The sequence below is a fragment of the Streptomyces tanashiensis genome (genome assembly GCF_014648895.1).
Lineage (GTDB): Bacteria > Actinomycetota > Actinomycetes > Streptomycetales > Streptomycetaceae > Streptomyces > Streptomyces tanashiensis.
In genome coordinates, this window is the sequence record NZ_BMRZ01000023.1 from 76417 (window position 1) to 91014 (window position 14598).

At 75.1% G+C, this 14598-nt stretch carries 11 protein-coding genes; 4 read left to right on the forward strand and 7 right to left on the reverse strand.

Annotated elements, in window-relative coordinates; all coding sequences use genetic code 11:
* Positions 1-26: 26 nt before the first annotated feature.
* On the forward strand, positions 27-2414 hold the full coding sequence (locus tag IE237_RS37690; RefSeq protein WP_189806713.1) for an ATP-binding cassette domain-containing protein: 2388 nt from the start codon (positions 27-29) through the stop codon (positions 2412-2414).
* A gap of 46 nt (positions 2415-2460) precedes the next feature.
* Here the strand turns inward: IE237_RS37690 and IE237_RS37695 are convergent, their stop codons facing one another.
* Both IE237_RS37695 and IE237_RS37700 read right to left on the reverse strand, forming a co-directional pair.
* Positions 2461-3087 (reverse strand): DUF6058 family natural product biosynthesis protein, encoded by a 627-nt coding sequence (locus IE237_RS37695; RefSeq protein ID WP_189806714.1) that lies wholly within the window; start codon positions 3085-3087, stop codon positions 2461-2463.
* 156 nt (positions 3088-3243) lie between these two features.
* Positions 3244-4500, reverse strand: a complete 1257-nt coding sequence (locus IE237_RS37700) for a D-alanyl-D-alanine carboxypeptidase family protein (RefSeq protein ID WP_189806715.1) — start codon at positions 4498-4500, stop codon at positions 3244-3246.
* A gap of 366 nt (positions 4501-4866) precedes the next feature.
* On the opposite strand from IE237_RS37700, the gene IE237_RS37705 reads away from it, so the two are divergent.
* Positions 4867-6765, forward strand: a complete 1899-nt coding sequence (locus tag IE237_RS37705; protein WP_189806740.1) for an NAD-binding protein — start codon at positions 4867-4869, stop codon at positions 6763-6765.
* A gap of 109 nt (positions 6766-6874) precedes the next feature.
* The gene (locus tag IE237_RS37710; protein WP_189806741.1) at positions 6875-8080 is read left to right on the forward strand and encodes a cytochrome P450 family protein; all 1206 of its coding nucleotides are present in this window, start codon (positions 6875-6877) and stop codon (positions 8078-8080) included.
* Between the two features lie 76 nt (positions 8081-8156).
* Here the strand turns inward: IE237_RS37710 and IE237_RS37715 are convergent, their stop codons facing one another.
* The 5 genes from IE237_RS37715 to IE237_RS37735 form a co-directional block, all read right to left on the reverse strand.
* The gene (locus tag IE237_RS37715) at positions 8157-8402 is read right to left on the reverse strand and encodes a hypothetical protein (RefSeq protein WP_189806716.1); all 246 of its coding nucleotides are present in this window, start codon (positions 8400-8402) and stop codon (positions 8157-8159) included.
* Between the two features lie 62 nt (positions 8403-8464).
* Entirely contained in the window at positions 8465-8941 is a 477-nt protein-coding gene (locus IE237_RS37720) for an NUDIX hydrolase (RefSeq protein ID WP_189806717.1), read from the reverse strand.
* 193 nt (positions 8942-9134) lie between these two features.
* Entirely contained in the window at positions 9135-10346 is a 1212-nt protein-coding gene (locus IE237_RS37725; protein ID WP_189806718.1) for an NAD(P)/FAD-dependent oxidoreductase, read from the reverse strand.
* Positions 10343-11782 carry an FAD-dependent oxidoreductase gene (locus tag IE237_RS37730; protein ID WP_189806719.1) on the reverse strand — a complete coding sequence of 480 codons (1440 nt, stop codon included), beginning with the start codon at positions 11780-11782 and terminating at the stop codon, positions 10343-10345. Before IE237_RS37730 ends, IE237_RS37725 begins: the two co-directional genes overlap by 4 nt.
* The gene (locus IE237_RS37735) at positions 11779-13266 is read right to left on the reverse strand and encodes an FGGY family carbohydrate kinase (protein WP_189806742.1); all 1488 of its coding nucleotides are present in this window, start codon (positions 13264-13266) and stop codon (positions 11779-11781) included. Before IE237_RS37735 ends, IE237_RS37730 begins: the two co-directional genes overlap by 4 nt.
* A 303-nt stretch (positions 13267-13569) precedes the next feature.
* Between IE237_RS37735 and IE237_RS37740 the strand changes: the two genes are divergently transcribed.
* Complete coding sequence (locus IE237_RS37740; RefSeq protein ID WP_189806720.1) at positions 13570-14544, forward strand: hypothetical protein; 975 nt, start codon at positions 13570-13572, stop codon at positions 14542-14544.
* Positions 14545-14598 lie beyond the last annotated feature (54 nt).

Consider the following 14598-nt stretch of genomic DNA (forward strand, 5'->3'; position numbering starts at 1 on the left):
CGTACCGCGCGAACGCTGGAGACACGATGAGCAAGGCCCCGAGGGCGGACAAGCAGGCGTCCGTACCCCACGCCGCCGACCGGCACGACCTGATCCGCGTGCACGGCGCGCGCGAGAACAACCTCAAGGACGTGAGCATCGAGATCCCGAAGCGGCGGCTGACGGTCTTCACCGGCGTCTCCGGCTCGGGCAAGAGCTCCCTCGTCTTCGACACCATCGCCGCGGAGTCGCAGCGCCTGATCAACGAGACGTACAGCGCCTTCGTCCAGGGCTTCATGCCGACGCTCGCCCGGCCCGAGGTCGACGTCCTCGAGGGCCTGACGACCGCGATCATCGTCGACCAGCAACGCCTCGGCGCCGACCCCCGCTCCACCGTCGGCACCGCCACCGACGCCAACGCCATGCTGCGGATCCTCTTCAGCAGGCTCGGCAAGCCGCACATCGGCCCGCCGAGCGCCTACGCCTTCAACGTCCCCTCGGTCCGGGCGAGCGGCGCGATCACCGTCGAGCGCGGCAACAAGAAGACCGAGCGCGCGACCTTCGAGCGCACCGGCGGCATGTGTCCGGGCTGCGAGGGCCGGGGCACGGTCTCCGACATCGACCTCACCCAGCTCTACGACGACTCCAAGTCGCTCGCCGAGGGCGCGCTCACCATCCCCGGCTACACCACGGGCGGCTGGAACTACCGGCTGTACAGCGAGTCCGGCCTCGTCGACCAGGACAAGCCGATCCGCAAGTACACCAAGAAGGAACTGCGGGACTTCCTCCACCACGAGCCGGTCCGCATGAGGATCGCCGGCATCAACATGACCTACGAAGGCCTGATCCCGCGCATCCAGAAGTCCTTCCTCGCCAAGGACAAGGAGGGCATGCAGCCCCACATCCGGGCCTTCGTCGAGCGGGCCGTCACCTTCACCACCTGCCCCGACTGCGACGGCACCCGGCTCAGCGAGGGCGCCAGGGCGTCGAAGATCAAGCGGATCAGCATCGCCGACGCCTGCGCGATGCAGATCAGCGACCTCGCCGCCTGGGTCCGCGGCCTCGACGAGCCGTCGGTGGCGCCGCTGCTCACCGCGCTCCAGCTGACCCTCGACTCCTTCGTGGAGATCGGCCTCGGCTACCTCTCCCTGGACCGGCCCTCGGGCACGCTCTCGGGCGGCGAGGCACAGCGCGTCAAGATGATCCGCCACCTCGGCTCCTCGCTCACCGACGTCACGTACGTCTTCGACGAGCCCACCATCGGCCTGCACCCGCACGACATCCAGCGGATGAACGACCTGCTGCTCCAGCTGCGCGACAAGGGCAACACGGTGCTCGTCGTGGAGCACAAGCCGGAGGCCATCGCGATCGCCGACCACGTCGTCGACCTCGGCCCCGGCGCCGGTACGGCGGGCGGCACCGTCTGCTTCGAGGGCACCGTCGACGGGCTGCGGGCCGCCGGCACCGTCACGGGCCGCCACCTCGACGACCGGGCCGCCGTCAAGGAGTCGGTGCGCACGCCCACCGGCGCCCTGGAGATCCGGGGCGCCTCCACGCACAACCTGCGCGACGTCGACGTCGACATCCCGCTCGGGGTGCTCACCGTCGTCACCGGCGTCGCCGGCTCCGGCAAGAGCTCGCTCGTGCACGGGTCGATCCCCGCCGGCGAGGAGGTGATCTCCGTCGACCAGGGCGCGATCCGCGGCTCCCGGCGCAGCAACCCCGCCACGTACACCGGGCTGCTCGACCCGATCCGGAAGGCCTTCGCCAAGGCCAACGGCGTGAAGCCGGCGCTGTTCAGCGCCAACTCCGAGGGCGCCTGCCCCACCTGCAACGGCGCGGGCGTCATCTACACCGACCTCGGGATGATGGCCGGCGTCTCCTCCACCTGCGAGGACTGCGAGGGCAAGCGGTTCCAGCCCTCGGTGCTCGAATACCTCCTCGGCGGCCGGGACATCAGCGAGGTCCTCGCGATGTCCGTGACCGAGGCCGAGGAGTTCTTCGGCTCCGGCGAGGCGCACACCCCGGCCGCGCAGCGCATCCTCGCCCGGCTCGCCGACGTCGGCCTCGGCTACCTGAGCCTCGGCCAGCCGCTCACCACGCTCTCGGGCGGCGAGCGCCAGCGGCTCAAGCTGGCCACGCACATGGGCGACAAGGGCGGCGTGTACGTCCTCGACGAGCCCACCACCGGCCTGCACCTCGCCGACGTCGAACAGCTCCTCGGCCTCCTCGACCGGCTCGTGGACTCCGGCAAGTCGGTCATCGTCGTCGAGCACCACCAGGCGGTCATGGCCCACGCCGACTGGATCATCGACCTCGGTCCCGGTGCGGGCCACGACGGCGGGAAGATCGTCTTCGAGGGCACCCCCGCCGACCTCGTCGCGGCCCGCTCCACCCTGACCGGCGAACACCTCGCGGAGTACGTCGGCGCCTGAGCCGTCCGGCAGCGGCGACCCGGGGCTCCCGCCGCCGGGTCGCCGCTCACTCCCGCACGCGGGGGAAGAGCGCACGGGGCGCGTCCACGCAGGTGTCCCGGGACGTGGGGCCGCCGAAACGCAGCCGGTCGTACGCCGTGAACGCCGGCTCCAGGGCGTCGAGCGCGTCCACGCGCGCGTGGAGGGCGACGCGCCACTCCGGCGAGGGCGCCGCACCGGCCGCCGCGAGGCGCCCGGTGATCTCCGCCGTGAGCTCCTCCTTCCTGCGGATGTTCGCCGGGGTCACCGCGTGCAGACAGACGTACCGGCCGCTCAGGTACGCCGCCCACTCCTCGTCGCCCCGGTCCGGATCATCCGGCCAGTGCCCCGTGAACCACGTGCGAAGGCGCTCGGGACCGCCCGCCGCGTCGGCGAGCGCGAACAGATCGCGCGGCACCATCTCGGCACCGTCCGACCGCAGATAGCCGGGCAGCGGCAGCAGCCCCGCGAGCATCAGACGCCGGGCCCCGTCGGCGTCCCGGCCGAGCGCGGCGCACAGCGCCTCCAGCGGGACGAACTGGGCGGTGACGTACGCGTCGTCGGCGGCCGTCATCGGATGGTCCCCGTTGACCTCGCGGAACCGCTCGGCGACCCGCGCCGCCGCGGCCCGGGGCCCCTGCACCGTGTCCGTCATCGCGTCACTCCCTCGGGAAGGCCGTCCGGACCGGTCCCGGACGGCGTTCCCGCAGGCTAGGAGCCGGACCGTGCGGCGCCCACCGAACCGTCGCCGGCACGGCCTCGTCCGGTGTCTCCAGCGGCGCCGCACGACCGGCGGTCCTCGCGGCCGGCGTCAGGCCTGGTGGGCCGACCTGCGCCGCCACCCCCACAGGGCGAGCGCGGCGGCGCAGGCCGAGCCCACCAGGGCCAGCGGCAGCCCGGCCGACGGGCCCGTCGACTCCGCCTCCGGCGACCTCCTCGCCGGCGCGGCCACCACCTCCGCCCCCGCCCGGGGCGCCGTCTCCACGGGCTGCTTGCCGGCGCCCCGACGGGTCACCGACACGGCGCGCGTGCCCGGGTCGGCCGCGGCCTTCGCCCGCACCGGAGCGAGGGAGCCCACCGGCTGCACCCGCCCCGCCGCCTCGAAGCCCCAGTCGAGCAGCGACCGCGCCTCCTCGTACACCGCGAACCCGCCGCCCTCCTGGGGGTTCATTACCGAGACGACGAGCGTCCGGTCGCCGCGCCGGGCCGCGGAGATCAGGGTGTTGCCGGCGTTGCTGGTGTAGCCGTTCTTGATCCCGAGGAGCCCCGGATAGCGGTCCACCCCGTCCGCGCCCGTCAGGAGGCGGTTCGTGTTGGCGATGCCGTACGACCAGGAGCCCGCCGGGAAGTCCGCGTACGCCGTCGAGCAGTACCGGGCGAACGCCGGGTCCTGGAGCCCGGTCCGGCCGAACACCGCCAGGTCGTACGCGGAGGAGACCTGGCCGGGGGCGTCGTAGCCGTCGGGTGAGACCACATGGGTGTCCACGGCGCCCAGGGAACGGGCCTTCTCCTGCATCTGCCGGGTCGTCGACTCCCAGCCGCCGTTCATCTCCGCCAGGACGTGCACGGCGTCGTTCCCCGAGCTGAGGAAGACGCCGTTCCACAGGTCCGAGACCTTGTACGTGTACCCCTCCTTCACACCGACCAGGCTGCTGCCGGCCCCGATCCCGGTCAGCTCGGAATCGGCCACCGTGTGCCGCTCGGACGGCGCGTGACGGGGGAGCGCGGTCAGCGCGAACAAGGCCTTGAGCGTGCTGGCCGGCGGCAGCTTCCGGTGCGCGTTCCGCGCGGCGAGCACCTCGCCCGAGGAGGCGTCCGCCACCACCCACGACAGCGCGGAGACCGAGGGCACCTCGGGCGCCCCGGGCAGCCGCTGCACCTGGGTGCCCCGCCGGTCGAGCCGCGCCGGGTCGACGTGGTGGCGCGCGGGCGGGGTGGGCTCCCCGACCGAGGACACGGCCCCGGGCGCCGGGGCGACGGGAGAGGCGATGGCCGCCGGAACGGGCAGCACGAACAGCAGCGCCGCGGAACCGGCGGCGGCATGACGAACAGCTGACGTGACGATCATTCAGCCACCGTAGGAAGGAGGTGCGCACCGCGCAGATCGGAGTGCGCCGACCGGCCTAGCGGGTGTGGCGTACGGCGGCGCGTCGTGCGTCCGCCCGGGTGGTACCGGTGAGCGGCATCCGGCCGCGGCGCCCGGCGGCGGAGGCCCCGGACCGCTGTCTCAGGCGCAGGGCATCCTTGTGACGTGCCCTCATACCCGAACCAGAGCAACGTCGTTCCGGACCGAGCGGGCGGACCGCCCCCCGCCGCACCGGCGACCGGGTCCGTCCCCGGCCCCGCCCGGCCGGCCGCGACACCCGCCGCCGGCCCGTTCGGCGCGCCCGCCCTCCGGACCGAGCGGCAGTCCCGCACCGCCCCCGCCGGGCACATGATCGTGTGCGGGGACGACGCCCTCTCCCACCGCCTCGCGCGCGAACTCCACGAGGTGTACGCGGAGCAGGTCACCCTCCTGGTGCCGACACTGCCCGACGCGCCGCGCACACCCGCCGGCCGCACCGGCCGGGCCCTCGCCCTCTTCGGGCGGGTGACCGCCGCCGTCACCCGCACCAGCGGGACCGGAGCCACCGCCGGAACCCCCGGGGACGGCGCCGAGCCCAGCGGCACCCTGCGGGTCGTCGAGTCCGCGGAGGCGGACGACCGGGCCCTGACGGACGCCGGGGTGGAGCGCGCCGCCGCCCTCGCCCTCGTCCACGAGGACGACGAGACCAACATCCGCGCCGCGCTCACCGCCCGCCGCCTCAACCCCCGGCTGCGCCTGGTGATCCGGCTCTACAACCGCAAGCTCGGCCAGCACCTCGAAACCCTCCTCGACCAGGCGGCGGCCGTCGCCGAGCCCGGCCTCGACCCCGAGAAGCTCGACGCCGCCACGACGGTCCTCTCCGACGTCGACACCGCCGCTCCCGGCCTGGCCGCGGCCGCCGTCGCGGGCACCAGCAAGGTGGTCCAGGCCGGGGGACTGCTGCTGCACGCCGTCGACCGGCCGCCCGTCGCGGGACAGGCCCCCGACCCCGGGCTCTGCACGCTCGCCCTGCTCTCCGCGACCGCCGGCGACCCGGCGGGCTGCGAGGGCTCGGAGCGCAGCGGGGACGCCGGCCCGCGCCTCCTGCCGGACGACCGCACGGTCGCCGCCGCCACCGGGCGGGCCGCCGTCACCCTCGAAGCGGTCACCCCGGCCGGACCGGCCCTTCCGGCGGCCCGCCTCGCCGCCTCCGCCCTGCCCGTCGCCTCGCTCTTCTCCCGCCGCCTGCGCTGGTCCCTCGCGGGCGCCTTCGGCGCCGTCCTCGCGCTCGCCCTCGCCTCCACCTTCACCACCGGCGACCACCCCCTGCACGCCGCCTATCTGACGCTCCTGGACATCTTCGCCATCGGCGATCCGGCCGTCGGCGAGCCGACCGGACGTCAGGTCCTGCAGATCCTGGCCGGGTTCGTCGGACTCCTCCTGCTCCCGGTGATCGTCGCCGCCCTCCTCGAAGGCCTCGGCACCTTCCGCACCGCGACCGCCCTGCGCCGCCCGCCGCGCGGACTCTCCGGCCACGTGGTGCTGCTCGGGCTCGGCAAGGTCGGCACCCGCGTCCTCGCCCGGCTCCGCCGACTGAACATCCCGGTGGTGTGCGTCGAATCCGACCCGGAGGCCCGGGGCGTCGCCGTGGCCCGCCGGCTGCGCGTCCCCACCGTCATCGGCGACGTCACCGAGGAAGGCGTCCTGGAGGCCGCCCGCATCCACCGCGCCCACGCCCTGCTGGCCCTGACCAGCGTCGACATCACCAACCTGGAGGCCGCGCTCTCCGCCCGCGCCGTCACCCCCGACCTGCGGGTCGTCCTCCGCCTGTACGACGACGACTTCGCCACCGCCGTCTTCCGCACCCTGCGCACCGCCCACCCCCGGGCCCTCACCCGCAGCCGCAGCGTCTCCCACCTCGCCGCACCCGCCTTCGCCGGCGCCATGATGGGCCGCCAGGTCCTCGGAGCCGTACCGGTCGAGCGCCGCGTCCTCCTCTTCGCCGCCGTGGACGTCGCGGACCATCCGCTCCTGGACGGCCGGACCGTCGCCGAGGCCTTCCGCCCCGGCGCCTGGCGGGTCATCGCCCTCGACGGACGGGGCGGCGGCTCCGGCCAGGGCTGGCGCCTCCGGCCCGAGCGGCTCCTCGCCGCGGGGGACCGGGTGGTGGTGGCCGCCACCCGCCGCGGCCTGGCCGAACTCCTCGGCCGGGGCGGCCGGGACGCTCACGGTGCGCCGGACAACTCCGCACGGACAGAGCGTGGTTGACCGTAGGATCTGACCGCTCAGGTGCCGAGTCGGCCCGGATCCGCAGTCAGGAGTCCCTTCCTTGAACACCCCGCACACCACCCCGCCCGCCGGCCGCCCGCCGTACCGGATGGACCCGGCGGGCGGCTGCCCGCACGCGGAGAACGCCCGGCTCCTCGCCGAGGGAGCCGTGGCGCCGGTGATCCTGCCCGGCGAGATCGAGGGCATGGCGGTGCTCGGCCACGACGCGCTGCGCGACTTCCTCTCCCACCCCGACGTCGCCAAGGGACCCCAGCACTTCACCGCGCTCACCGAGGGCCGCATACCCGACGGCTGGCCGCTGCGGACCTTCGCCACCGTGCCCGGCATGACCACCGCCGACGGCGCCGACCACCGCCGCCTGCGCACCCTGGTCAGCAGCGCCTTCACCGCCCGCCGCGTCGAGGAGCTCCGCCCGCGCGTCGAGACGGTCACCGCCGGGCTCCTCGACGGACTCGCGGAGGCCGCCCGCGCCGGGGACGGCGTCGCCGATCTGCGCCGGCACTACGCCCTCCCCCTGCCGCTCGGCGTCATCTGCGAGCTCCTCGGCGTCGACGCGGCCCACCAGGACCGGCTGCACCACCTCTCCAGCCTGGTCGTCGCCACCGACACCGAACCCGCGCGGGCGGTCGCCGCCAACCGCGAACTCGTCGAGCTCCTCGGCTCCATCGCCGCCGCCAAGGCCGCCGCCCCCGGCGACGACCTCACCAGCGCCCTCATCGCGGCCCGGGACGAGGGCGGCGACCGGCTCAGCCAGCCCGAGCTCATCGGCACCCTGCTCCTGATGATCATCGCGGGCCACGAGACCACCCTGAACCTCGTCACCAACGCCGTCCGGGCGCTCTGCGCCCACCGCGACCAGCTCGACCTCGTCATCGGGGGCCGCGCCGACTGGGCCGACGTGGTGGAGGAGACCCTCCGCTGGGACAGCCCGGTCAGCTACTTCCCGTTCCGCTACCCGACCCACGACCTCACCGTCGACGGCACCCTCATCCCCCGGGGCACCCCCGTCCTCGCCGGATACTCGGCGGCCGGCCGCGACACGAAGGCCCACGGCCCGGACGCAGACCGCTTCGACATCACCCGCACCGCGACCGTGAAACACCTCTCGCTCGGCCACGGCCCCCACTACTGTCTGGGCGCCCCGCTCGCCCGGATGGAGGCCGCGATCGCCCTGGAGGCGCTCTTCACCCGCTTCCCCGATCTGGACCTGGCGCTCCCGGAGGCCGAGCTGACCCGGCACTCCGGCTTCGTCGGCAACAGCGTCCGGGCCCTCCCCGTCCGCCTCGGCGCCTGACGGCACGAACCCGGGACGGCGGGCCCCACGACCGGGCCGGGGCGGACGACGCCCCGGCCCCGAGCGGCGCACCGCGTCAACCGGTGCGCCCCCAGGCGGTCGCGGGGGAGGCCCGCAGGGAGGAGACGAGGCGCAGCAACCGGTCCTCGTTCCCCGCGAGGCCCGCGGCGCGGAGCGCCTCGTCGGCCTCCGCCATCGGATGGGTGAGCATCACCCCCGCGTACGGGGCGAGCTGCGGGTCGGTCAGCACGGCCTGAGTGGACTCGAGCAGCCGCAGGTACGCCTGGGCGGCCGCGCGCTCGCTGGCGGTGATCGTGGTCATGTCGGGCTCCCTCTCGACAGTTCGGCGCTCACCACCCTCTCGTACGGGTCTGACAATCGGGCTCAGGCTTGTCCGGCGAGGTGCGTCGCCAGCCGCTCCAGGAAGACCCGCTGCCCGGAGACGAGCAGCGGAGCGGCGGCCTCCGGCGCGAACCAGCCCACCCGGTCGATCTCGGGGAACTCCTCCCGGATCCCGGACCGCGGCGGCCATTCCATGAAGAAGGTCCCCGGCACGACCTCGGCCGGGTCGAGATCGCCCTCGACGGCCCACACGGTGACGAGCTTTCCGTTCCGCTGGCGGGCCTCGCCGAGGGCGAACCACTCGCCCTCGGGGGCCGGGAGACCCAGCTCCTCCCGGAACTCGCGGCGCGCCGCGGCCTCGGGAGTCTCGTCGGGCTCGTACTCCCCCTTGGGGATCGACCAGGCCGACTCCTCCCGGGACGCCCAGAAGGGCCCGCCCATGTGCCCGATGAGGACCTCGACGCCCTCGCCCGGGGTGCGTCGGAAGACCAGAAGACCCGCGCTGCGCTTGTCCGGCATGCCCACCAGTCTGTCCGAATCCCCCACCCGGCGCAGCCCCGCGCGCCGGACGGCCGGCCGATCGACTTCCTGCAGGAGCGGCAGCTCACGACAGGTTGGATCGTCGGCACCTGCTGGAGGATCCCGACGTGGTGATTCACGGCGACCGTGTGATTCACCTGCGCCATCGGGTGCGCCGTTGACCCGAGCTCTGTCACGGGGCCTCCTCGGCGTCGAGCGTCACCCGGCCGCCCGTGAGGTCCACGCCGTGTGTCCAGTGAGCCCCGAGCCGTACCGAGCGCCAGGGGACGAGCGTCCCGCTCAGCCGTTCGCGACGCAGGACGGTGCCGTCCTGGGCGAGGGTCAGGACCGGGCGCACGAGCCGCCGCTCCGGCCGGACGAGCAAGGGGACGGCCTCCGCACCGACGAGACCGGGCGTCACCCATCGCAGCGGGCCCTCCGCCGTCACACGTACCCCGGCGGACGGCCAGGGGTGCCCGGCGAGCCGTTCGAGCACCGCCCCCGCCGCCGTCCGTCCCTCGCCGGCGGCCACGAGTGCCGGCTCCACCCCGCGCAGGAGGTTGCCGACCGCGAAGACCCCCGGCTCGGTGGTGCGGAAGCCATGGTCCGTCACCGGGCCCCGGGCCCCCGGTGCGAGTGGCAGCCCGCGGGCGCGGGCGAGTTCGTGGTCCGGGATCCAGTCGCCGGTGAACACCACCGTGTCGCAGCGCAGCACGGCCGCGCGCCCGTCCCCGCCCCGCACCGCGACTCCGGTCAGCCGGCCGCGTCCGAGCAGCTCCGTCACGACCGCCCCGGTGAGGACCGGGACCCCCGCGAAGGCGACGGCGGGGGAGGGGAGTCCGGTGACGACGGCCGTCACGTCCACCCCGGCGGCGCGCAGTGTGCGCACCGCGCCGCGGGCCACCGGATCGCCGCCGACGACCACCGCCCGCCTCCCGACGTGCTCCCGCCGCGCCCCGGACCGCGCCACCATCCGCTGGAGTTCGCCCGTGGTCAGCACCCCGGCGGGCCGGGTGCCCGGGACGAGCCGGGCGCTGCGGGGCCGTTCGCGCGCCCCGGTGGCGAGGACCACCGCGCGCGCCCGGATCCGTTCGAGTCCGGTCGGGGCGGTCACGTCCAGGGTGAGGGGCCCGGCCCAGCCGGTGGCCGAGACGCCGGTACGGACGACGGCCCCCGCCCGCAGCGCCTCCCGCACCGCGCGCCGGGCGTACGCCGGGCCGTCCAGGGGGCGCCCCAGGGCGTCCGCGCCGAACCCCGGCCGTGCGCAGTGCCGCGGCACCCCGCCCGCCGCGGCCTCCCGTTCCAGGACCTCGACGCGGCCCGCGCCCGCCGCCGCGAGCCGGGCCGCCGCGGCGAGTCCGGCGGGTCCCGCGCCCACGACGAGGACGTCGACCGTACGGTTCACCGGGTCCCCTCTCCGCGCGACCCCCGCTCGCGCGACCGCTCCTCGAACAGCGCCCGCACCTCCGCGCCGCAGTGGTTCCCCTGGCAGCGGCCGCCCCGGGCGCGCGTCCTGCGCCGCAGTCCGTCCGGGCCGCCGGGCGGGATCGTCGAGCCGAGCGCGGCCCTGATCTCGCCCCGGGTGACCCGCTCGCAGTGACAGACGATCGTCCCGAACTCCGGGTCGCGGGCGATGAGGCCGGCGTCGCGGTACGGGCGGGGGAAGGCCTCGCCGAGGTTCGGCATCCGGACCGGGGCGAGCGGGCGGGCCGGTCCGGGGTCGAGGCCGCAGTCGGCGAGGAGGCCGAGCACGTGCTCGGCGATGGCCAGGGAGGCGGTGAGCCCGGTGGAGCGGATCCCGCCCACCGTCACGTACCGCAGCGCGGGGTGGGCGGCGATCCGGTAGTCCTCCTGTCCGGTGGCGGCCCGCAGCCCGGCGTACACGGCGGTGACCTCCTCGTCGAGCAGTGCGGGGAGGATCCGGCCGCCCTGCTCGCGCAGCCCGGCGAGCCCCTCCGCCGTCGTGCCCGTGGCGGTCTTGTCGTCGAGGTCCTCGGCGGTGGGCCCGAGCATGACGTTCCCGTACACGGTCGGCGAGATGAGCACGCCCTTGCCGAGCGGTCCCGGCACGGGCAGCAGGATGTGCCGGACGAGGTCGCGGGCGAACTTGTCGAAGACGAGCAGCTGGCCCCGGCGCGGGGTGACGGTGAAGTCCTCCCGGCCGACCAGTGCGTCGAAGGCGTCGGCGTGGAGCCCGCAGGCGTTGACGAGCAGGCGGGTCCGCAGCACCCCGCGCCGGGTGACGAGCCGGTGGTACGGATCGCCCGGACGCACCTTCTCCACCCGGCAGTTCAGATGCAGGTCGACCCCGGAGCGGACGGCCTGGGTGGCGTACGCGAGGGTGGTGGTCCACGGGCAGATCACCGACTCGCCCGGCACGTCGAGCGCAGCCAGCGCACCCGGGCCCAAGTGCGGTTCACGCGCGGCCAGTTCCGTGGCGGAGAGGAGCCGGGTGGTGCCGTGGCCGTTGCGCTCGGCCTTCTCCCGGAGACGGGGGAGCGTCGCCCGCTGCTCCTCGTTCCAGGCGACGAGCAGCGCGCCCAGCGGCTCCACGGGGATGCCCGCCTCCCGCGCGTACCCGTCGAGCAGCCGGTGTCCCTCGCGCACCAGCCGGGCCTCCAGGGTTCCGGGCGCGGCGTCGAAACCGGTGTGCAGGATGGCCGTGTTGGCCTTCGAGGTGCCGTCGCCGACGTCGTCCGCGGCCTCCACGAGCGCGATCCGCAGCGGATGGCGGGCCAGCGCCCGCGCGATCGCGGAACCGACGACCCCCGCCCCGACGACCACGACGTCGTACGCGGCGGCCTCGCCGGTGGGGAGCGGGCCGGTCCGCGTGACGCTCACAGGGCCCCGCCGCCCGAACCGCCGGCCTTCCCGGCCCGGCCCGCCTCCGCCGAGCGCTCGACGAGCGCCGAGACCTCCGCGCGGAAGCGTCCCAGGCGCTCCGCCGCCTCGTCGGCCGGGATCCGGGGCTCGTACACGGCCGAGGGCTTCCACTCCGGCACGGCCTCGCGGAGCGTGAGCCCCGGGTGGTGACCGAGCCGGGCGACCGCGCCGACCCCGAGCGCCGTGGCATCGGGCAGCGAGGCGACCTCGACGGGCAGCTGCAGCAGATCGGCCTGCGTCTGCATGAGCAGGGCCGACCGGGTCAGGCCGCCGTCGGCGCGCAGTGCGGTCAGGGGCGCGCCCCGGTCCGAAGCGGCGGCCGCGGCGAGCTCCACGACCTGGGCGGCGATGCCCTCGCACAGGGCCCGCACCAGATGGCCGGGGCCGGTGTCCAGGCCGAGGCCGGTGAGCGAGCCGCGCACGTCCCCGCGCCACCAGGGCGCGGCGAGTCCCGCGAAGGCGGGGACGAAGGTGACGCCGCCGCTGTCCGGTACGGCTCCGCCGACGGCGTCGAGCTCCGCGGCGCCTCTGATCACGCCCAGGTCGGTGAGCCACCGCACGGCCGAGGCGACCGTGTACACCTGCCCGTCGAGGCAGTGGGTGACGCTCCCGCCGAGCCGCCAGGCCACACAGCTCACCAGGCCGGACGCGGCGCGCCGGGGCTCGGGACCGGTCTGCGCGAGGAGGAAGGCGCCCGTGCCGTAGGTGCACTTGGCGGCGGCCGGGTCGTCGGCGCTCTGGGTGAGCAGCGCCGCCTGCTGGTCCACGAGAAGCCCGGTGAGCGGGAGCGCGGGGCCGAACGCGGTCGTGGTGCCGACCGGGGTGTCGCAGTCCACGACCCGGGGGAGCGACTCGCCGCCGAGTCCGTACAGGTCGAGTGCGGTCTCCGACCAGGTGACGGTGTCGAGGTCGAGGAGACCGGTCCGTCCGGCGGTCGCCGCGTCCGTGACGAACGCGCCCGTGAGCCGGTGGACGAGCCAGGCGTCGCTGGTGGTCACCACACCGGCGCCGGTGGCGTGGCGGCGGATCCAGGCCATCTTCGGCGCGGCGAAGTAGGGGTCGACCGGGAGGCCGGTGAGCCGGCGCAGTTCCTCCGCGTGGGCGTCGAGGCCGGCGCACACGGAGGCCGCCCTGCGGTCCTGCCAGACGAGGGCGTCGGTCAGCGGCTCCCCGGTGGCGGGGTCCCAGGCGAGCACGGTCTCGCCCTGGTTGGCGAGGCCCACGGCGACGACGGGGGTGTCCGCCTCGGCGAGCGCCGCCCGCCCGGCGGTGACCACCGAGTCGTACAGCTCACGCGGGTCGACCTCGACGAGGCCGCCGGGGAGGTGGCGGGGCCTGACCGGAGCCGTCCCGGTGCCGATGACCCCGCGCTCGGGGCAGAGGACGAGGGCCTTCGTGCCCGACGTGCCCTGGTCGACGGCGAGTACCGCTCCGCCCGTCATCCCGCTGCTCCCGTCGCTCGACCGCTCGGTGATCATCCGGTCACCGAAAAGGGTCAGGGTGCCGTTGTGGCAGGGCTTCGTCAAGCCTCGGCGGGCGAGCACGTCAGGTCGTGCGGCATACCTGACAGTAAGTCAAATTCAGTCGTTGGCTCAATAGTTACTGTCACGAAAGAAAGTGGACCGGTCGCATCCATAGCCCTCTATAGTGATCGCCGATCAACGGCCGGTGACGCCCGCCGGGGGACTGACCACCCCCTCCATCCACCGAGGACCCATGTCATCCACACCACGCCCCACCCCCTGATGGCCGGACACGGATTCCGGCCCGTCTACCACCCCGCCGGCCACGACCACGCCCTGCGCAACGCCGTCCAGGACTTACGGACCGGCCGCTGGGTGTCCATGGCCCGACTGCTCGACGAGACCTCCGACTGGGAGACCTGGACCCGGCGCACCCAGGTCCTCGCCGCCGTCGCCGCGGGCACCGACGTCGTCCCCATCTGGCGCGCCGAACAGCCCGAGAGCCTCGCCGCCACCGTGATGCACAGCCGGGTCGCCGTCGAGCGCGCCGTACGCGCCCACCGCGCCGCCCACGCCCGCACCCGGGAACTCTGGCAGGAGGCCTGGACCGCCTGCCGCGAGGCCTCCGACCGCTCACCCGCCGACCCCGTGCCCTGGGTCGGTCTGATCGCCCTCGCCGCGCTCGACGGACGCCAGCGCATGGCCGAGCACCGGCACACCCCGCCGGCGCCCATGCTGCCGCCCGGACCCTGGGGCCTGCTCGCCGAGGTGGAGAAGCGCGACCCGCACAACCGCGAGGCCCACCACCGCATGCTCCAGTTCGTGTACGCACGACGGCCCGGCCCCCTCTCCGAGGCCGTCAACTACTCGCACTGGGCCGCGAGTTCCGCCCCCGTCGGCTCCGCACTGCACGCCCTCCCGCTCTACGTCCGCGTCGAGCGCTACCGGCGCGAGCGCGGCCACGAGCGCGCCCTCGACCTCCACTGGGTCGCGGAGGACGCCGTCCGCGACGCCCAGCGCGCCCTGGACACCTGGTTCCTCTTCTGCGCCACCGACGAGGCCTCGCTGCTCGATCTCAACTACCTGGCGCACGCCCTCTTCGGAGCCCTCCGCTTCGCCGACGCGGCCCGGGTCTTCGAGGCGCTCGGCCCGTACTACACGACCCTCCCCTGGGCCTACCGCACCGCCCACCCGGACGACCGGGCCCTCGCCGAGGAGGTCTTCCTGCGCGCCCGGGCCCGCTGTCTCAGCGGCTGACGCACCACCGCCCCCGGCACCCGTCACATCCCCCCACCCGCTCCCCCGTCCCCC